The sequence below is a fragment of the Candidatus Arthromitus sp. SFB-turkey genome, assembly GCF_001655775.1.
Lineage (GTDB): Bacteria > Bacillota > Clostridia > Clostridiales > Clostridiaceae > Dwaynesavagella > Dwaynesavagella gallinarum.
Genome location: NZ_LXFF01000023.1, coordinates 102136 through 122200 on the forward strand (window position 1 = coordinate 102136; position 20065 = coordinate 122200).

Genomic DNA, 20065 nt, shown 5'->3' on the forward strand with positions numbered 1-20065 from the left:
ATGTTAATATAATGTGTACAAAGTATTGAAAAACTTTTAAGAGGGGATTATGAAAAAAATAAAAATTTATTTATTTTGTAAGGATAAGCTAATTGAATGGGAGATTGATGAGTCTCAAAATAAAACGGTTGATTTTTTGTTAGATAGATTTAGTACACTATTTATCAAAGATTATGTGATTTCTTTTGAGTATGAGGACGGATTTTATAAATTGAAATCAACTCATGATTTAGTGTTTATGTATAAAAATCAAAATGTTAAATCAAAATCAATTTTAGATGGAGATATTTTGGTTTGTAATTTTCCTTATGAAAGTTCTAAAGTTGTTTTACTTATTCAATTTGAAGATCAATTTAATTCCGTTTTTTACAAGTTTAATGTAAAAGGAATTGATCAAATTAAAATTGGTAAAAGTGAAGATAATGATATAATTTATAAAAATTCAAATGTTTTGGATTATCATATAGTTTTAAAATTTAAAGAAAATAGAGTAGTAGAAACAGTTAGTGATGCTGTTGGATGTTATATAAATCAAGTTAAATTTGTAAAATCTGAACTTAAGTTTGGAGATGTTATTTTTCTTTATGGTTTCAAATGTGTATATTTAGGAGATTATATAGCTGTAAATAATCCAAATGAAAATGTATATTCTGAACTTCCCATTGTTAAAGAAAATAAAATTAATAGTTCTCTTCCTAAAAAATTTATAAATTTTAAGAAGAGTATTGTTGATAGAGATAAATTTTATGATGATTTAGATGAAGATAAAAGTATTACTATAAACCCCCCTAATATTGATTTTAATTTTAATTCTAGATTTTTGTATTTTGGAGTTATACCATTAGTTACAGTTACTTTTGTTCTGATAGTTTTAGGTTTGTTTTTTAAGAATGTTGGTAGTATGGTTTATTTAATCTATGCAGGAGTAATTGGTATATTATTTACTTTGATTTTTTATGTGGTTGGAGTTACTTCAAATAAATCTAAGATTAACCAGAAAGTAAAAGATTATAATTCGTATTTAAATAATAAGTTTAAAAAACTTACTTTGATTAGAGAAGAAAGAGTTAGAGCTTTATATCAAAGATATCCCAAAGTTATTGATTGTTATAAGAGAGTTATTAATTTTGATAAGAAACTTTGGGAAAGAAATAGTGATGATAAAGATTTTTTAAATTTAACAATCGGACAAGGTAATTTATATTTTGAAAATCTGTATATAAAATCAGATGTTGTTTCTAATTTGCCTGAAGATCATGAGCTTTATAAAAATTATCTTAAAATTACAAGTAATTTTAAAACGATAAAAAAGGCACCAATAACTATTCCTTTAAGAGAAATTAATAAGATTGCAATTGTTGGAGATATGAGCAGACTTTATGATGTTGTGAAGAATTTTTTGGTTCAACTTATATCATTACACTCGTATCGAGATTTGAAGATTGGTTTTTTATATTCAAAACAGCATGAAAGTAATATGGATTATGTTAAAGAAATTCCTCATGTGTACTCAGAAAAGAAAGATTTTAGATATGTAGCTTCAAATAATGAGGAACTTGTTGACGTGATTTATGATATTAAAAACATCATTTCTGAAAGAGAAGCAATGTTGTCAGAGGATGAGAATCAAGAGTTTAGAACTGGTTATGTAATTTTTATATTTTATGATTTTAGTTTAGTTATAGATTCGTTCTTGAAATATATAAAAAAGGTTAGTAAGAAAATTAATGTTTCGTTTGTTCTTGTTACAATAGATAACAAAAATGTTCCTAGTTCATTTAGATATGTTTTAGATATTGATGAGGATTCTCAAACGTTTTATAAAATTCAAGATAATGGTGTAAAAAAGTTAGTTATTCCACATGATTACTCTGATATATCGAATTTGATTGATATGAATAAGTTTGTTTATTCATTGTCTAAAATTAAAATGTTTGATAGTTCAGATGATATTAAGAAATTTGAAAATAAATCTATTTTTGATTTGTATGGGATTTCTCATATAGATGATTTGAATATTCGTGAAAAGTGGAATAAAAACAAATTATCAAGTATGAGCGATATTCCAATAGCTGTTAAAAATAATAAAGAGATATTTTCGATTAATATTCATGCGAAACACAATGGACCTAATGGAATTATACTTGGTGAAAGTGGAATGGGAAAAACGGAATTTATAAAAAGTTTAATTTTGTCTTACTGTATAAATTTTCATCCTAATACTTTAAATTTTATAATTTTAAAATCAAACCATAATTTAAAATTAAATCCGTTTATAAATTTACCACATGTGGTAGACATTTTGGATAAAGAAAGTGAATCTGAAAAAAATAGATTAATTTTATTGATAAAAAATGAGATAAGTAAAAGACAAGCTTTATTTGATAGTTTAAAAGTAAATGATATAAATTCTTATTTAAATATATATGATAATTATTCAAATACATCTATAATACCTCATCTTGTTATAGTTATTGATGATGTTAGTGATTTGGATATAGGATTTATAAAGGAATTGACAGATTTGTATGCTTCCATGTCAGTTGTTGGAATTCATGTTATTCTTTCGACTAATAAGGTAGATTTATTTGTTGAAGGGAATGAAATAGATTTATCCAAGTTTAATTTTAAAGTGTGTTTTAGATTTTCAAGTATAAAAGATATGTATAATATTTTGGAAGATAACAGTATTTCTAATCCAAAAAGCTCCGGTTTATTTAATGTGAAGTTTTCTGATTCTCAAATATTTAAAAATGTAGAAGTTGCTTTTTCTAATGCTGAACATGATATTGAAAATAGTGATGAAAATTTAGATGTTGTTAATAATTGCGGATTGATAGTTAAAAAAGTTAGTAGAATACAGTATTTTGAGGATTCTATAACTCAACAAATTTCAATTATAGATAAAATTATTAATTTGTCTAATGAAATGGATTTAAATATATCTATTTTTAATTCTTCTTTAAGATATTTGTGTCTTCAAGATTTAGTTGGATATGCAAGTAATTTTAATGGTTTTATGTGGTGTGATTCTAGAAATAAATGTTCGGCTATAGTTGGAATTATAGATGATCCTAAATATCAGGTTCAAAGATTTTTAGAGGTTGATTTTAAAAACTTAGGAAATTTATTTGTTTATGGTGCACCTGGAACAGGAAAAAGTACTTTAGTAAAAACTTTGGTTTATTCTCTTTGTTGCGAATATAAACCAAATTATCTAAATGTTTATATGGTTGATGTTAATACGAGAAATACAGATTATTTTAGTTATGCCCCTCATGTAAAAGATATTGCATATAGCAAAGATGAAGTTAATGGATTATTTAAAAAGATATTAGATGAATTTGAATTAAGAAAGAAAATTTTTGAGAATTTAGATATTTCATCTGTTGAAAATTATAAAGTTAAAACAGGAGAACAGCTTCCATATGTAGTTTTAGTTATAGATAGCATTCAAGATATAGTTAATAATGTTTGGGATTATAGTAATTTTATAAAAATGTTAGCTAGAGATGGAAAATCTTACGGTATATTTGTTTGTGTTGTTTCATGTGAGTATGGGGAAATTGAAATAAAGTTATCAGAGTATTTTGATAATAAATTTGTGTTGAGATTAAATAATGAAGAGATTTATAGGAAGATTTTAGGAGAAGATTGTAGTATAAATTCTAAATTTAAAGGAAGAGGACTTGTACGTTATTCAGATGGAAAAGGAAGTAGAATTTTAGAATTTCAAGTAGCTATTCCTATGAATTGTGAAAATGATGTTGAACTTAATAATAAACTTAAGTCTTTATTTATACAAATGAATGATATAAACAACAGAATTTATGACGTATCAGATATTAAAGAAGCACTTGATAATGAAACTATAAAAGATTTTGAAATAAATCATGATTATGAGATGATTGAAGAAAAATCTGAAAAAAGTTTTGATGATAACAGAAAAAATAATTTAGAAGAAACTAAGGAATTAACTTTATCAGAAGTCATAAACGAATTTGATGTTATACCAAAAACTATTTCAATTATGCATAATGGGATAAGTAATAGTAAAGTGGTTATAGATAACATTTTTAATATTTTAAGTAAGAGTGGAGTTAAATGTTATTTCCTAGATAATTCTGATAATAAGATTAAAGAATTTAATCACAGTAAATTTTATTGGTATGCTTCTGATAAAAATAAAGTTAGAGAGTTTTTAATTTGGCTTCAAGAGGTTGTTAAAAATAGAATTGATAAGCAAGACTTTAATTTATCAAGTGAAGAAAAATTATGTGTGTTTATACCTGAGGTAGATATATTTTTAAAGCATCTTGATGATAATATGTTTGGAATTTTAAATAATATTTTAAACGTTGATAAAGAAATTGGAATTTATTTTGTTACTTCTTTAAATAAGAAAAGCGGAATAGATAAAAGATTTTTAAAGATTTTAAATTTCTTGCTAAAAGATGGATTAACTATAGTTTTAAATCATGAACATGATTTAAATATGGGAACATTTGTAGTATATAAATCTGAAAAAATTTCAGTAACTATAGATTAAAGTTTGTTGGGAGTAATTGATATGGTATATATACAAGTTTGTATTCCAGAGAAAAATAGAATTTATGATTTTAAGATATCTACTCAACTTAACATTGCTACACTAAAAAGTTTGATATTAGAAGCAGTGTATAATGTTAAATATGATAATGAGTTTATTAGAGAAAATTATTTATTTTTAAGTTTCAATGATAATAAAAAGTTGGAAGATGATTTAACTATAGACGATTATGCAATTCATAATGGTGAAAAATTTTTATTAATATGACATATAAAAAAGCATGCTATAATTTTAAAAGCATGCTTTTTATTTTTAAATCATATTATTCAATAATATATTTTATTTTTAGGAGGATTAATGAGTAATAAAATAAAAAAATCAATTATAATTGGATTGGTTATGAGTTTTTTTAGTTTTATAGTTGTATTTGCTCAAACAAAATCTAATTTTAATGTGCAAATATTAAATACTCATGGTCAAAATGAAATGATTTATTTAATAAATGAAAATGGAGAATTGATAAAATTAAATAAAGGTATGGAAGATATTGTTCCTGACGATTTACCAGAACTTTTATCTCTCAGTATTAATGAAAATGATTTTATTGCACTTACTGAGGATAACAAAATAATTTCTTCCATTGATTTCAGAATATCTGATGAAACAAAGGTTAGTAAAATTGATGGCAAGTTTCTTTTAACAATTGATGGAAGGGTTCTTTCAGAGAATCAAAAAACCTCAAAATTTCTTGAGAGTTTTAAAAATGTTAAGGATATAAAAGCTTTAAGTGATAAAGTAGTTTTGATATATGAACAAGATGATACAGTTTCAATAGTTGGAGATGGAACTAATGGTATTAGTGTTATTAAAGGTTTGACTAATGTTATAGAAGCAGTTATATATCAAGATAATGTTTTGCTCATAATAAAAAAAGATGGTAGAGTTGTAGGATTAGGTGATGGATATGAAAAAATTTCTTCCAAAGTTGAATTAATCCTTAATGCTAAAAAATTTATAAAAGAAGATGAAAATTTGTATGTTGTAACTTTTGATAATAAAGCAATACCAATATTTGAAAAAGATTTTAAAGCACCATCAGAGTATCTTTCTAATGTAGAAAACATTGTTATAGATAGATTTTCATCAGGAGAAAGTGTTTTATATAAATCTTATTTCATAACTACAGATGGAAAATTGTTTTATCATATACAAAGTGATAATGAAATAAGTGATTTTAATGAACAGAAAATAGAATATATGAATACTTTTGAAAATGTTAAAATGGTTTATGAATCTGGGTATTTAACAATAGTTCTTCATAGAGATGGATCAATAACAATACCTTACAATATTCATCACGAATTAAATGGAGTTACAGGTGTAAAAGATGTTGTTTTAAAGAATCAAAGTTATGTTGTTTATTTTGAAGATGGGCAAGTAGTTACATCACTTGAAAATTTTATTTTGAATAAAAAGGAAAACTTTTTTCAAAATGAAGAAGATATGACTTTGTATAGTTATTTAAATGGAATTTTCTTAAATATTCTTAACAAAGATTTTTCAGAAGAAGAATTTGAATTTTTAAAGTATTCTATAACAAATAGTAAAGAAGAATTTGAGAAATTTATACGTAGTATATGTTTGGATAGAAAATTTTTGATGTTTGATTATTCCTATGAGGAAATTATAAATAATTTATATAAATCAATTTTAAATACTGTTCCTAGTGAAGATGAGTATAGACATATGAATGTTATGATTATTGATAAGATGGTAGAAGAGTCTAAAAATAAAGATGAGATTGTTAATGAAATTTTAAATTATATATTTGAAAATCCTATTTTTGAAGATATATTTAATAAAATTACTCAAATGTAATTTACAGTGGTTGAACATGTTTTAAATGTTTTGTATAGTTATAACAAGATAAGATTTCTGTGTAATAGTGGAGGGATTTTTATTATGAATAGAATTATTACAATTGGGCGAGAATTTGGAAGTGGTGGACGAGAATTTGGAAAGCGTCTTGCTGAACATTTGCAAATAGCATATTATGATAAAGAAATTATCACAGAAATATCAAAGAAAACTAGATTGGCAGAAGAATATGTTCAGCAAGTAGTTGAAAATAGACCTATAATATCTTTTCCTATTACAATAGGACATAGTTTTTATTCAATATTTAATCCTGTTTTGGAACATAGTAATAATGTTTATATGGAACAAAGTAATACTTTAGTTGAAATGGCTAAGAAGTCTGATTGTGTTATTATAGGACGTTGTGCAGATTATATTCTTCAAGATTACAATCCTTTTAAAGTATTTGTGTATTCAGAATTTGATTTTAAGGTTAAAAGGTGTATAGATAAAGCACCTGAAGGTGAAAATTTATCTGAAAAAGAATTAAAACAGAGGATTTTAGAGGTAGATAAAAATAGAGCTAAGTATTATCAATTTATTACTGGTAAAAAATGGGGAGATAGAAAGAATTACGATTTGTGTATAAATACTTCAAAATTATCAATAAAAGATGTTGCTAAGGGAATTGCAAAAATGTTTCTTAAATCTTAAATAAAATAAGAGGGTTAGCTTAATAATAATTAAATTTACAATTGTGAGTTGTAATTTATATTGTTATTTTAATAGCTAGCCTTTTTTTATTTGAAAATTATATATTTACATTTTTTTATATTTTATATATAATAATATTTGATGGTTCATGCAGATATTAGCTATACATGGAGATAGTTGTGTTTAAAATGGTGAATAATAGGAGGAATTTATAGTTATATGATTAAAAAAAATTTTACTTTTAGTGTGGTTATCATATTTGTAAGTTTATTAATTGTAGGATGTAGCAAAAGTCAAAGTAGCAATTTGGATAATTATAAAGGAGATGTTACTGAATATAGTAGTGAATTTAAAAATCTTGAAGAAAGTTATGGTGCAATATTAGGAATTTATGCAGTAGACACAGGGACAGGTAATGTTGTTTCTTATAATGCTGATGAAAGATTTGCATATGCTTCTACATATAAGGCATTAGCAGCAGGTGCGATTTTAGAAAAATATTCAATTGAAGAACTTGAAAATATTGTACATTTTACAGAGCAAGATGTATTGTCCTATGCTCCAGTAGCTAAAGATAAGGTTAGTACGGGCATGACTATTAGAGAAATATGTGAGGCTGCTGTTAGACAAAGTGACAATACTGCTGGTAATTTGCAATTTGATCTTATTGGTGGTCCAGAAGGATTTAAAAAATCTTTAGAAAAAATAGGAGATAATATTACAGAACCTTCTAGAAAAGAAACTGAATTGAATGAAGCTACTCCAGGAGATATTAGAGATACTAGTACACCTAAACAATTAGCATTAGATTTAAAAGAATATGTAGTAGGTAATGTATTATCGGATGATAAAAAAGCTATATTTATAGATTGGATGTCAAATAATGCAACAGGAAATGCATTAATTCGTGCAGGTGCACCTTCTGATTGGGTTGTAGCAGATAAAAGTGGTGCAGCTTCTTATGGAACAAGGAACGATATAGCTGTTGTGACTCCTCCAGGAAAAGATCCTATATTTGTAGCAATACTTTCTAAGAAGCAAGGAAAAGATGATAAGTATGATAATAAGTTAATTGAAGATGCGGCAAGAATAGTTTTTAAATATATTCAATAGAGGAAATAATTTAACATTATATTTTGTTATGAATTATAGTTCAATAAATAAAAGAGTTGGTGAAAGTTTCACTAACTCTTTTATTTTATTTCAATAGTATAAGTTTTAATAATTTTGCCAATTTCAATTGTTATAGTTCCTTCGCATGGAATTTGAACTGGATAGAAAACTCCATTTATATCAAAAATTCCAACATCACTTGTTAATTTTAAATCGGGTAAGAGATAAATATCTATTGGATTTAAATTTGTATCGTAAGCAACAAAGTTTAATTTTTTATTTTCGTCTCTGTTTATTTGTGGTGAATCATGAAAATAAAATTCTTTAATGTCTGTTGTGTAAGGTAGAAGATTTGTAATCATAATTGAATTTGAAATAGATCTATCTTCGCGAGCTAAATTTATTTTTTTAAGTGCATGAATGCCTAATTCTCTAATCATCATAGAGGTTGACCCTCCACCATCAAGATTAATTGCTTTATAAGCGCCTTTTGACTTTAAAAAATTTCCAAGCTCAGGCAAAGACATTCCTTTAAATGAATCTTTTTTATCTACTGTTAAAATTATTAGTGTATTTCTGTCTGTAAGAGCTAATGCGGTTCTGTGATTTTTTGAATATACAGAACTTGAATTCCATGTTTCAGAAAAATAATTTTTATCTGGTATTTCGTTATCGTACAATATGAATTCATGTCCTGTTAATAGATGTTTGATTTGTGGTGTTGAATAATCACTAGATTTTTTGATTTCAAAGTTAATTTCAACATCCATATTATTAAATGCTTTTGAGAATAAACTTTTTTTATCGTTGTAGGCAACTATTGCAATTTCATCTTTGAAAATTTTGTATGTATTTGCTGGATCATTTATAATATTTTTGATTTTTCCTTTGATTGTTTTTAAATTGTAAAATGATGAATCTAGATCCTCAGGTGTTATTAAAATTATTAAAGCATCTTCCTTTTCTTTTGGAAGGTATATTGTTGAATTTTCATTATTTTTATGATTAAAAATATTTATTGTATTTTCTATATAGTCATTTCTGTTTATTGAATCTATGTTTACTTGTGTTTTGTATGAATTATTGTCTATGAGATTAATATTTCCGCTAAAATGGTAATGGTCAATATCTATACTATTATCTTCAAGTATTGCAAAACAAGGTCTTAAAATTTCCTCATCTTTTGTTAATGAAGTTGAAAAAAATTCTCCATTTATTAAGTTGTTGCATACAGGAATTCCACTTTCAAGATTAAAAAAATCCCCATTTATTGCACCAATTATGTTCTTTTTATTTTCTTGTTCTTTTAACACTTGATTATTTAAAGTCTCTTTGCCATTTGTTGTATTTTTTGATTTATGGCACATTAAAGAATAGGTAGAATTTATTAAACCTAAATCCATTTCTATGTAATTGATATTTTGATGATTTGAATTTTTGTTCATAAAATTATAGATTACTTCATTCACATGATTTACACCAATACCTATTTGAGTTGATGAGATTGTTTGTTTATGTTCTTTAAATGATTTTGAGCATATTGAAATTTTTTCAAATGAAATAATAAGAGCAGCCATTAAAAAAATTTTAATAAATAGATTAATATTTCATCACCTCTTAGTTATTATTTTAGTGCTAAATTATTATTCGTAATCTAAATTTAAAAAATACTTAATATTTTAAAAGAGATTTATGGAGGAAAACTTATGAATGTTATGATTGTTGATGACGAAGAAAAATTAGTTAAGATATTAAAATTTTATTTTGAAAAAGAAGGATTTAATGTTTTTGAAGCTTTAAATGGAGAAGATGCTATAAAGAAATGTGATTCTAATAAAATCGATTTAGTAATTTTAGATTGGATGATACCAAAATTAAATGGAATTGAGGTTTGTAAATACATAAAAGAAAATATGAATACAAAAGTTTTGATGCTTACAGCTAGAACTCAAACTGAAGATGAGTTAGAAGTACTTGGAATTGGTGCAGATGAATATGTTAAGAAGCCTTTTGATTTAAGAGTTTTAATAATGAGAGCTAAGAAATTATTAAATATTGATAAAGATGTAACTTTTAGAGATATACGTATTAATTTTAATGATAAAAAAGTTTATAGAAACAATGAAATATTAAATTTGACAAAAATTGAATTTGATTTATTGAGTTGCTTTGTAAAAAATAAAGGAATTATTTTATCAAGAGATAAGATAATAAGTTTAGTTTGGGGAATCGATTATGAAGGAGACTATAGAACAGTTGATACTCATATTAGGCGTTTAAGAGCTAAGATTGGAGAAAATAGTATAAAGACTTACAGAGGAATTGGATATAGTTTGGAGGTGGATTTAAATTAAGATAAAAAATAAAATTTTTGTGAGCAATTTTTTATTTATAATATTTGTATTTTTAATTTTAATGATTATAAATAAATTTTATATTCTTGAGAAAAGACAAGCTTTAAATGAAGTTTATAAAGAAATAAATAATCTTGAACTAGATGAATTATTTAATGTTATTACAGATATTGAAAATAAAACTTTAACAACTATTGTATATGTGAAAGATTTTGGAAATGTTGATGTAATAAATGACGAGATAATCAATGCTTTAGAACGTAAAAAAATAAAATTGAATAAATTTTGGATAACAGAAGAAGTATTAGAACAATTAAATTACACAAGTGTTAATAAAATTTATGATCAAGAATTAGTTAAATATAAGTTTTATGTTAAAATTCTAAAAAAAGAAAATTATATTTTTGTAATTGGTTTAGCTTTATCAAGTATTAGTGAAATAATAAGTATAATCAATAAATTTATAATTTTAATAATTATATTTTCAATTATTTTGAATTGGGTAATTGTTAGGGTGAATTCCTACATGATAATTAAACCATTAAAAAATATAAAGGTATTGTCAAAAGATATTGCTTCTTTGAATTTTAGAACTGAAAATATAAAAACAGGAGATGAAATAGAAGATTTAGCAAATAGTGTAAATGATATGAGTAAAAGTTTGGAAAAAGCACATAAAGAGCTTAATACTCAGAATTTAAAGTTGAAAGAATTATTGTGCAATGTTGCTCATGAGGTTAAAACTCCATTATCCATTATAAAAGTTTATGTTCAGGGAATTGAAGATGGGTTTGATGATGGTACATATTTAGATGTTATTCATGATGAAATACATAAAATTGATGGTCTTATAGAAAATTTGTTATTGTGGTTTAAAATTGGACGTGAGGAAAATGAAAAAGAAAGAGTAGATTTATTTAAAATTATTAATGAGAATTTACACAAGTACAAATTAGTTTTTGATGAAAATAAATTAAAAGTTGATGTTAATATTTGTGATGGTTTAGATTATTTTGTTTTTTCAAATAAAGATCATATTAATATGGTTTTTGAAAATTTATTAACTAATGCAATAAAGTATTCAAATGATAAACGTATTGAAATTTTTTTAAACAAGGAAAATGAAAAAATTAAATTTAGAATTATAAATGTAATTGATAAAATTGAAGATGATATGGAAAAAATATGGATTCCATTTTATGTTTTAGAAAAGTCAAGAGATAAAAATTTTTCAGGAACAGGATTAGGATTACCTATTGTTAAGGAAATTTTAGAAAAATATGAGTTTGAATTTGGTGTTAAATGCACAGATAATAAGTTTGAATTTTATATTGATTTTAATTAATGTAAAATATTGGATAAATGTAACATTCATGTAACATAACCTTGATATATTTCTATCCGAGGTGAGTTAATTGAAAAAAATTGTTTTATCGTTACTACTAATGTTTAATATGGTATCTTGCGTTAGTGGGACTGTAAGCAAAAAAGTTTTAAGTAATGCTGATTATGAATATAAAACTGATTTTAATTTTGAGGTTAATCCAGAGAATTTTGATTTAAAAGTTATGTATGACGGAGTAACTGAAAATGTTTCTGATCCTTTAGAAAAAAGAGAAGTTAGTAATTTTAAAAATGATGGTAAGAAAGCATCGTGGACTTATGAAAAGGAAGGAATAGATGTAAATATTCAAAAGGAAAAGGAATATTTAGATGTTTCTATAAAATCAAATAAAAGCGATGAAAATAATTTTTCATGGCCGATGGTAAGTGGAGAAGAGTATATTCTTCCTATTGGACAAGGAAAATTAATTCCAAATAATGATGAAAATTGGAAAAAATATTTTAATCAAATTGGTGAGATTAAAGGTATTGAAGGATTGTCTATGCAGTTCTTTGGAGTAAATAAAGAAGAGTATAGCTTGGTTTATGTTATAGAAAATCCTTACAATAATACATTAACTTTTGATACAAAAGATAAAATAAAGTTTTCATTTGACCATGAGTTTCCTTCAATAAATGAAGATAAAGAATATGGTTTTAGAATTTATGTAGCTGATAAAGATGTTACGGATATTTCAAAAATTTATAGAAATTATTTAATTGAAACGGGGAAATTTAAAACTTTAAAAGAGAAGGAAAAGGAAAACAACAATATAAAGAAACTTTACGGAGCTTCTCATGTTTATTTTTGGAACAGCGTAGTAATTGGGGAAGACAATATTAAATGGGCAAAACTTAAAAATAATTTTCCAGAAGATTTAAAATCCTGGATACAAAAATTATTAAATGAAAAAGTTGAAGAAGGAAAAGAGTTAGCAGATGCCTTTGATGAGCTTAATAAAGAAGAATATGTAGCTAAGTATGTGAAAAACAACATTATAAAAGGCATAAGTGAAGTTGTGCAATTGAGAGAACTTTATAATGAAGAAATTTTTGAAACTAAAGATAAAGAAATTGAAAAGTATTTAGAAAAGGGAATAGACAATTTAAATGAAATTGAACTTATATATTTAAACAAAAGATTATTAAAATCAAAACTTTTAGATATGGTTGATCCTGTTGAGAAATGGGGAGATTCTTTAACAGTAGATGTCTTAGAAGATATGAAAAATTCAGGACTTTCAAATCTTTGGATTGGTTTTGATGACTGGAGAGCTGGGTTTATAAAACCAGAATTTGTTGATATGGCAAATGAGTATGGATATTTAATTGGAACATATGATTCATATCATTCAATTCATAAGCCAGGAGAAGAACAATGGATTACAGCAAAATTTGAAGATGAAACTTTATTTGAAAATGCAACAGTTACAAATAAAAAAGGAGAAAAGATTGAAGGATTTAACGGTGTTGGAAGAAAATTAAATCCTACACTAGCTATGCCAAGTGTAAAAAATAGAGTAAACAAAATTTTAGATACAGGAATAAATTTTAATTCTTGGTTCTTAGATACAGATGGAACTGGAGAGGTTTATGATGATTATTCTAAAGAACATACTACAACTGAAAAACAGGACATTGAGGGAAGAATTGAAAGAATTAAGTATGTATCTAATGAAAAGAATATGGTAGTTGGTACTGAAGGTGGAAATGATTTTATAAATCCTTATGTAGCATTTTCACATGGAATAGAATTAAATCCATTTGCATGGATGGATCCAGATATGAAAAATAAAGAAAGTGAATATTATGTTGGAGCTTATTACTCACCAACTGGTGGAGTTGCAAAAATGTTTTCAAAACAAATTCCATTAAAAGAGTATTTTAGAGAAATATTTTTAAGTAGTAAGTATAGCATTCCACTTTATAAGTTAGTGTACAATGATTCTGTTATTACAACTTATTGGTGGGGATGGGGAACTTTAAAATTTGTTGATGACATTGAAACAAGAATGTTATATGAAGTTCTATATAACATGCCTCCACTTTATCACCTTGATAAGGAAGAGTGGGAAAAATATAAAGATACAATAGTAAATCATTCAAAAGTTTGGAGCGATTTTTCTAAGAAGGTTATAAATAAAGAGATGACAAAGTTTGAAAAATTATCAGATAATGTTCAAATGGCTCAATACGGAGAGGATATTAAAGTTATAGCTAATTTTTCAGATGAAATTTATGAATATGAAAATAAAAAAATAAAAAGTAAATCATTGTTAATAATTGATGGAGAAAATATATATGAGTATATACCCAAAGCATAATTTTTTTATTGTATTTTAAATTTATTTTTATTAAAATGAATAGTAAATGTTGTTTAAACATATTAAGGAAATGTTATTTTAAAGGAGAGCTTATGAGTAACCAATCAGTTGTAAGAGTCAAAAATTTTCAGGCAGATTATGATTTTAGAATTTGTAATTTAAGTGTGAGTGTGTATTGTGTTGGAAACGGTAAGATAGTTTTAGATATTTTAAATAAACAAACAAAAGAACTAGTATTTGAAAATATAGAAATTAAAGATGGGACTCAATCAATTCAATGTGATTTAGATAATGGAGTTTATAATTTTAAAATTTACGAAGTTTTATCTCAAGAAGATAATTCAGAAAGATATTTATTATATGAAACAAATTTTACTTATAGCAATCCGTATGATCCTAAAGAAGGAGAATTGATAATAAAAAATATAAAGTATAAAGGAGATGAATACGCACTTAGATATTATTATAAAATTACAAATATTGTAGAAGATGAAAATGATAAAAATGTATCTTACGGAGAAATGGTTGGATATGATAAGTTTGATATATTAAAAAGTATAAATGAGTCTTATGAAGTTAAAATAACTTTTTTAGATGATGATAGTAAAGAAGTTTTTTTGGAGTTTAAGGATGAAGAAGAAGGGTTTGTTTATTTTCTATTTCATAGAGATAAAAGAATGCTTTTGAAAGATGAGGAGAAAGTTGAACAAATAAATTACGATAGATATTTTGAATTAATGCAACATGAGTGCAGTTATTTGACAACAAATTATAGATAAATTAAAAAACCATCTCAAGAAATTGAGATGGTTTTTGTTTGGTTAAGTATGTTAATATTTTTATTATTTGAAAATAAGGTACTAGATTATTGTTTTATAATTGAGAAATTATTATTCATTTAGTTTTGAGTTAAGTATCTAGGAAATAAAATATTATTTTCAATTTGAGTGTGAGCTAATATATGATCTTGTAATTTGTGAAGTTCACTGTATACTTTTTTAACAGTTTCACAAGAGTTTTCTGGAACAGAATAGTTATTTGTTAAAGATGCTAATTCTTTAAGTGTTGGACCTATTATGAAATGTTCATCAACTGCTTCTGTTATTGTTTCAATCATAGTTTTATATTCTTCACTTTCTTTTGAAAGTTCCCCATTATTAAATTTAATCATTGCTTTAAATATGTTTTCCTCTTCTAAAATTAAGTGTCCTTCAAAAATATCTTTTATTTTGCAGAAAAGCTCATGAATTTTCCAAAATAGTTGTTTGTGGTGTTTTATATGAGCTCGCATAATTTTTAATATTAGTGCATTTATTTCAGGCATAGTTTTTCTTAATCCTTCATGAAAATGATTTATTACGAAATCTATAACTTCTTCTGAACTTTTGTTTATAAAATCTGTGGATTTAACAACTTCATCACTATTAGATGATTTAAATTCACAGGCTTTTTGTATATCATGTATGAGTTCGTTTACTATATTTTGATTGTCAATGTTCAATTCTTTTAACGTATCTTTTAAAACCTTTCTACCATTACAACAATAGTCGATATTGTATTTATCAAAAAAAGTTTTTGTACTAGGAAATTTATTTAAAATGTCTCCAACTTTTTCATTTAAAATTTTAAAATTATTAAAATCATTATTTATATTAATTATTTTCAAAATAACACATCCTTTTATAATAAATAAAATTATTTTTATAGTATTATTTTATAATATTTTTATTCTAATTTAAACAAAAACCGATATATCCAAATTTTAGATATATCGGTATAAATAGGGAAAATGGAGTGTTATATTATGATTAAGTTATTGTAATTTTAAAGTGTACCTTTGTACATTAATTATATCGATTTAATTTATAAAAAATTTATAGTTAGAAATAAAAAAATATATTTGGGGACATACTGAAGAATTATAAATAAATTTTATGAGGTCTTTTGTATGTTCAAATTTAAGAAATTAATATCGATGTTTGTATTGTTTTTAATATGTTGTAATTTAATTAGTGCAAAAGAAACAGAATTTAAGGAAGAAATATATAAAAATAATGAAAAAATAAGAGAATTAAATGAATCTGAAATTCAGATTAATGAAGAAATAGCAAATTTAGAAAGACAACTTCTTAATATAGCTGAAGAAATTAATTCAAAGCAAAATATTATAGATGATTACACAAAAACCATAGAGGAATATGAAAATAAAATACATGATTTAAACAAAAATATAGAAACTTTAAATGGAGAAATATCATCAATAGAGGCAGAAGTTTCTAAAAATATAGATGAAATAAATATGCTTGAAGAAGAAGTGGAGAAGTTTAAAGATGTAATAAGTAAGCGTTTGAGAAATTTATATATGCACATAGATACATACAATCCACTTATTAAAATTTTTTATACTTCAGAAAATGTTTTAGATTTAAATGATAAAATTGTTAATATTAGTAAATTTATTGAATTGGATAAAAGTATTATTGAGAAAGTTTTGAAAAATATTGATGATATTAAAGTTAAAAATGAAAATATAGAATTTTTAAAAAAGTTGATTCAAGATAAAATGAAATTAATTAATGAAAAGATTAGTGAAAATGATGAAAATTTAAGTTTGTTGGAAATTCAGAAAGAATTGAAGCAAAAAGAAGTAGATGAAATAAATCAATTAAGTAACGAATTAAAAACTCAATATGATAATTTATCAGATGAAAAGAAAATGATTCAAGAGGAAATTGTAAAGATTTATCAAGATAATCATAAACTTCAAGAAGAAATTAAGAAATATTTAGAAAAATTAAACGAAGATAATAAATCTGTAAATTCAAAAGTAAATTATGGAAAATATTTAAAACCAGCTCAAGGTAAAATAACTTCAAAATATGGAAAAAGAACACATCCGATTACAGGGAAAGAAAGTTTTCATACAGGTATAGATATAGCAGGAAGTACTGGAAATAATATAATTGCTTCTTTGAGTGGAAAAGTTGTTAGTTCTGGATGGTATAACAGTGTTTATGGAAATGTTATTATAATAAATCATGGAAATAATATACAAACTTTTTATGCTCATTTAGATAAAACTTTAGTTAAGAAAGGTCAAGATGTTAAAGCAGGAGATGTTGTTGGAAAAATGGGAAGCACAGGTTTAAGTACAGGACCTCATTTACATTTTGAAATACGTATAAATGGTGAACATGTTGATCCTTTAAAAAGAATTAAGCCTTAGCAAAAATTAAAAATTATTTTAAAATTTACTTGTAATTGATTTAGAAAAAATATGTATATAAAGTTATTACTTATGAAATAAATAAACAATGTGAACTTTGGTTCGTATGTAATATATAGGATAAATTTTTTTGAAGATTTATTTTAAAAAAATTTTATAATAAAATTGTTTTAAATTATAAATTAATGAGCATCATTAAATAGTAAGACTAAATTTGTATATTTAAAATTAATAGTAACATATAATGTACAACAGTAAGAAGGGAGTGGTATATTTGGTATTAGTTAGAGTAGTTTATGAAGGACAAGAAAAAATAATAGATGAATTGAAATCAATGTTAGAAGATATGCAAATAAAAAAATCTTCCTTAAAAATTTTAGAAAAAGGTTATTCAGGCGGTAGTTTTATAGATGTTGTTTGTGACCCTTCACAATATACTGATAAATTGAAAAATAAAATATTTAATGTTATCAGTCAGAGTATATATAAATTTATAATAAAGATTTTTATTGATAAAGAAATAAATTATTTTTTTGATAATTCGTATTTTTTTATTAAATANNATTCTCATTAATGATAGATTTATAAATGATAATGATAAATTTTTTATAGATAAAAAGAACAGTATATTGAAAAAAATTCAGAATTGTATTGAAGAGAATAATGAAATAAATATAAATGGCTTTATAAGATTTAGGATGAGAGAATTATTTGAAGATATTGAAACAATTGTAGATAGAGTTGTTGAAAAACATATGGTTGAAAAAGAATACAATGAATTTATAAAGCTTCTCAAATATTTTGTAGAAATTCAAGAAAGCAAAATTCAAGAAGTAAATATTGTAATAAATAAAAGAGGCTCCTATACGATTTTTGATGAAAATAATAATGATATTTATGATTTGTTTTTGGATGATTTAAATGATTTTAATACTTCTATGATGAATGTTAATAAAGATGATTTATTAATTAGTGGACTTATAACTAATTCTCCTGAAAAAATAATTATACATGGAGTAGAAAATAGTTTAAATATAGAGATAATAGAAACTATTAAACAGGTGTTTGAAGATAAGGTTAATTTATGTTATGGATGTTCAAATTGTGTAGAAATATCAAATAAATTGATAAAATAATCTTTACATTAGAAACAAAATGTTGTATAATGATTCCAGATTTAAGAAGAAACTACCGTTTCTCACCTTGGGGCATTGGCTACCTAGGTAATTTTTGTGGTTAAGGTGTTTATTTTAAGTAGACATCATTGTTTTGTATGTTTAGAGGACGGTATTTTTTAAATAGAAATACTGTCCTTTTTTATGTTTTTGAAAATGGTAGTGTTTATTTTTAAATTTGCAAAAAATTTGGAGGTGGCTAATATAGCAAAGGATGTTCAAATTAATGGTGAAATTAAATTCAAGGAATTGAGAGTTATAGATAGTGATGGTTCTCAACTTGGAATTATGCAAACTAAAGAAGCTTTAAAAATTGCTGAGGATAGAGAATTAGACTTAGTAATTATTTCACCTACAGCTAATCCGCCTGTATCTAGGATAATGGATTATGGAAAACATATTTATGAGTTGTCAAAGAAACAAAAAGAGGCTAAGAAAAATCAAAAAGTTATAAATGTAAAAGAGATAAGAGTTAGTCCATCAATAGAAACGCATGACATAAATATAAAGGCTAACAGTGCGAAAAAATTTCTTAAATGCGGTGATAAAGTTAAGATTACTGTTAGGTTTAGAGGTAGAGAGGCAGATTATAGTTACATAGGTGAAAAGATATTGGATAATTTTGTTGAAATATTACAAGATTATGGTGCACCAGAGAAGAAAGCTAAATTAGAAGGTAGAAATATGAGCTTGATTATGTCTCCAAAGAAGTAAAATAATATTAATGATTTTAGGAGGTATTTTGATATGCCAAAAATGAAAACAAAGAAGGCTATTGCTAAAAGATTTAGAGTTACAGGTACTGGTAAGTTAAAAAGATCAAAAGCTTTTAAACAACATATTCTTACAAAAAAATCTGCTAAGAGAAAGAGAAATTTAAGAAAAATTGGGTATGTTTCAGTTACTCAATTGAAAACTATGAAAAAATTAGTACCATATATTTAATTTGTTAATTGATTGTTTGGAGGTAAGGATAGATGGCTAGAGTTAAGAGAGCAGTTAATGCACATAAGAAACACAAAAAAGTTTTGAAAATGGCTAAAGGTTACTATGGTGGTAAATCAAAGTTATTCAAAACAGCTAATGAGACTGTTATACGTGCATTATGGAATTCGTATGTAAGTAGAAGGTTAAGAAAAAGAGATTTTAGAAAACTTTGGATAACAAGAATAAATGCTGGGGTTAGAGAGCATGGATTGAGTTATTCAAGATTTATATATGGCTTGAAAGTTGCTAACATTAATATTAATAGAAAAATGTTATCTGAGATGGCTGTTAATAATAAAGAAGCTTTTACTGAGCTTATAAATGTTGCTAAAGCTAATTTGAAATAATATGGTGCGACTTTTTGATATGTCGCATTTTATTTT

The 20065-nt window shown here is 24.4% G+C and carries 16 protein-coding genes and 1 pseudogene; 15 read left to right on the forward strand and 2 right to left on the reverse strand.

What is annotated here, in order from left to right:
- Positions 1–49 precede the first annotated feature (49 nt).
- The 5 genes from A6P36_RS04680 (at position 50) to bla (ending at position 8233) form a co-directional block, all read left to right on the forward strand.
- Positions 50–4549: an FtsK/SpoIIIE domain-containing protein gene (locus A6P36_RS04680; protein ID WP_066761457.1), complete on the forward strand. Its 4500-nt coding sequence runs from the start codon at positions 50–52 to the stop codon at positions 4547–4549.
- Positions 4550–4570: 21 nt separating this feature from the next.
- Positions 4571–4816, forward strand: a complete 246-nt coding sequence (locus A6P36_RS04685) for a hypothetical protein (protein ID WP_066761459.1) — start codon at positions 4571–4573, stop codon at positions 4814–4816.
- A 90-nt stretch (positions 4817–4906) separates the two neighbouring features.
- A complete protein-coding gene (locus A6P36_RS04690; protein ID WP_066761460.1) occupies positions 4907–6427 on the forward strand; it encodes a hypothetical protein in 1521 nt (506 codons plus the stop codon).
- An 84-nt stretch (positions 6428–6511) separates the two neighbouring features.
- Positions 6512–7120: an AAA family ATPase gene (locus tag A6P36_RS04695; protein ID WP_066761461.1), complete on the forward strand. Its 609-nt coding sequence runs from the start codon at positions 6512–6514 to the stop codon at positions 7118–7120.
- 219 nt (positions 7121–7339) lie between these two features.
- Positions 7340–8233 carry a class A beta-lactamase gene (gene bla / locus A6P36_RS04700; RefSeq protein WP_066761462.1) on the forward strand — a complete coding sequence of 298 codons (894 nt, stop codon included), beginning with the start codon at positions 7340–7342 and terminating at the stop codon, positions 8231–8233.
- 80 nt (positions 8234–8313) lie between these two features.
- Here bla and A6P36_RS04705 read toward each other — a convergent pair whose 3' ends face one another.
- Positions 8314–9810, reverse strand: coding sequence for a phosphodiester glycosidase family protein (locus A6P36_RS04705; protein ID WP_242861660.1), 1497 nt, complete (start codon positions 9808–9810; stop codon positions 8314–8316).
- Between the two features lie 129 nt (positions 9811–9939).
- Here A6P36_RS04705 and A6P36_RS04710 point away from each other — a divergent pair, with 129 nt between their 5' ends.
- The 4 genes from A6P36_RS04710 (at position 9940) to A6P36_RS04725 (ending at position 15073) form a co-directional block, all read left to right on the forward strand.
- A complete protein-coding gene (locus tag A6P36_RS04710; RefSeq protein ID WP_066761464.1) occupies positions 9940–10587 on the forward strand; it encodes a response regulator transcription factor in 648 nt (215 codons plus the stop codon).
- Positions 10588–10648: 61 nt separating this feature from the next.
- Entirely contained in the window at positions 10649–11932 is a 1284-nt protein-coding gene (locus A6P36_RS04715; protein WP_242861661.1) for a sensor histidine kinase, read from the forward strand.
- A 70-nt stretch (positions 11933–12002) separates the two neighbouring features.
- Positions 12003–14294, forward strand: coding sequence for a glycoside hydrolase (locus A6P36_RS04720; RefSeq protein WP_066761466.1), 2292 nt, complete (start codon positions 12003–12005; stop codon positions 14292–14294).
- A 92-nt stretch (positions 14295–14386) separates the two neighbouring features.
- Positions 14387–15073, forward strand: coding sequence for a hypothetical protein (locus A6P36_RS04725; RefSeq protein WP_066761467.1), 687 nt, complete (start codon positions 14387–14389; stop codon positions 15071–15073).
- Between the two features lie 119 nt (positions 15074–15192).
- Here A6P36_RS04725 and A6P36_RS04730 read toward each other — a convergent pair whose 3' ends face one another.
- A complete protein-coding gene (locus tag A6P36_RS04730) occupies positions 15193–15960 on the reverse strand; it encodes a DUF542 domain-containing protein (protein WP_242861662.1) in 768 nt (255 codons plus the stop codon).
- A 282-nt stretch (positions 15961–16242) separates the two neighbouring features.
- Here A6P36_RS04730 and A6P36_RS04735 point away from each other — a divergent pair, with 282 nt between their 5' ends.
- The 6 genes and pseudogenes from A6P36_RS04735 to rplT all read left to right on the forward strand — a co-directional run bounded on the left by A6P36_RS04735 (position 16243) and on the right by rplT (position 20029).
- A complete protein-coding gene (locus tag A6P36_RS04735) occupies positions 16243–17520 on the forward strand; it encodes a murein hydrolase activator EnvC family protein (protein WP_066761468.1) in 1278 nt (425 codons plus the stop codon).
- A 274-nt stretch (positions 17521–17794) separates the two neighbouring features.
- Positions 17795–18081 (forward strand): annotated as a pseudogene (locus A6P36_RS08395) (putative sporulation protein YtxC); the annotation flags it as partial.
- Between the two features lie 68 nt (positions 18082–18149).
- On the forward strand, positions 18150–18656 hold the full coding sequence (gene ytxC, locus A6P36_RS08400) for a putative sporulation protein YtxC (protein ID WP_242861663.1): 507 nt from the start codon (positions 18150–18152) through the stop codon (positions 18654–18656).
- A 234-nt stretch (positions 18657–18890) separates the two neighbouring features.
- Positions 18891–19409, forward strand: a complete 519-nt coding sequence (gene infC, locus A6P36_RS04745) for a translation initiation factor IF-3 (RefSeq protein ID WP_066761515.1) — start codon at positions 18891–18893, stop codon at positions 19407–19409.
- A 33-nt stretch (positions 19410–19442) separates the two neighbouring features.
- Positions 19443–19640, forward strand: a complete 198-nt coding sequence (gene rpmI / locus A6P36_RS04750; RefSeq protein ID WP_066761470.1) for a 50S ribosomal protein L35 — start codon at positions 19443–19445, stop codon at positions 19638–19640.
- Between the two features lie 32 nt (positions 19641–19672).
- Entirely contained in the window at positions 19673–20029 is a 357-nt protein-coding gene (gene rplT, locus A6P36_RS04755) for a 50S ribosomal protein L20 (RefSeq protein WP_066761471.1), read from the forward strand.
- Positions 20030–20065 lie beyond the last annotated feature (36 nt).

Coding starts and splice junctions, on each gene's coding strand:
- A6P36_RS04680 (WP_066761457.1), top strand. CDS start 50: ATGAAAAAAATAAAAATTTATTTATTTTGTAAGGATAAGCTAATTGAA.
- A6P36_RS04685 (WP_066761459.1), top strand. CDS start 4,571: ATGGTATATATACAAGTTTGTATTCCAGAGAAAAATAGAATTTATGAT.
- A6P36_RS04690 (WP_066761460.1), top strand. CDS start 4,907: ATGAGTAATAAAATAAAAAAATCAATTATAATTGGATTGGTTATGAGT.
- A6P36_RS04695 (WP_066761461.1), top strand. CDS start 6,512: ATGAATAGAATTATTACAATTGGGCGAGAATTTGGAAGTGGTGGACGA.
- bla (WP_066761462.1), top strand. CDS start 7,340: ATGATTAAAAAAAATTTTACTTTTAGTGTGGTTATCATATTTGTAAGT.
- A6P36_RS04705 (WP_242861660.1), bottom strand. CDS start 9,810: ATGGCTGCTCTTATTATTTCATTTGAAAAAATTTCAATATGCTCAAAA.
- A6P36_RS04710 (WP_066761464.1), top strand. CDS start 9,940: ATGAATGTTATGATTGTTGATGACGAAGAAAAATTAGTTAAGATATTA.
- A6P36_RS04715 (WP_242861661.1), top strand. CDS start 10,649: ATGATTATAAATAAATTTTATATTCTTGAGAAAAGACAAGCTTTAAAT.
- A6P36_RS04725 (WP_066761467.1), top strand. CDS start 14,387: ATGAGTAACCAATCAGTTGTAAGAGTCAAAAATTTTCAGGCAGATTAT.
- A6P36_RS04735 (WP_066761468.1), top strand. CDS start 16,243: ATGTTCAAATTTAAGAAATTAATATCGATGTTTGTATTGTTTTTAATA.
- rpmI (WP_066761470.1), top strand. CDS start 19,443: ATGCCAAAAATGAAAACAAAGAAGGCTATTGCTAAAAGATTTAGAGTT.
- rplT (WP_066761471.1), top strand. CDS start 19,673: ATGGCTAGAGTTAAGAGAGCAGTTAATGCACATAAGAAACACAAAAAA.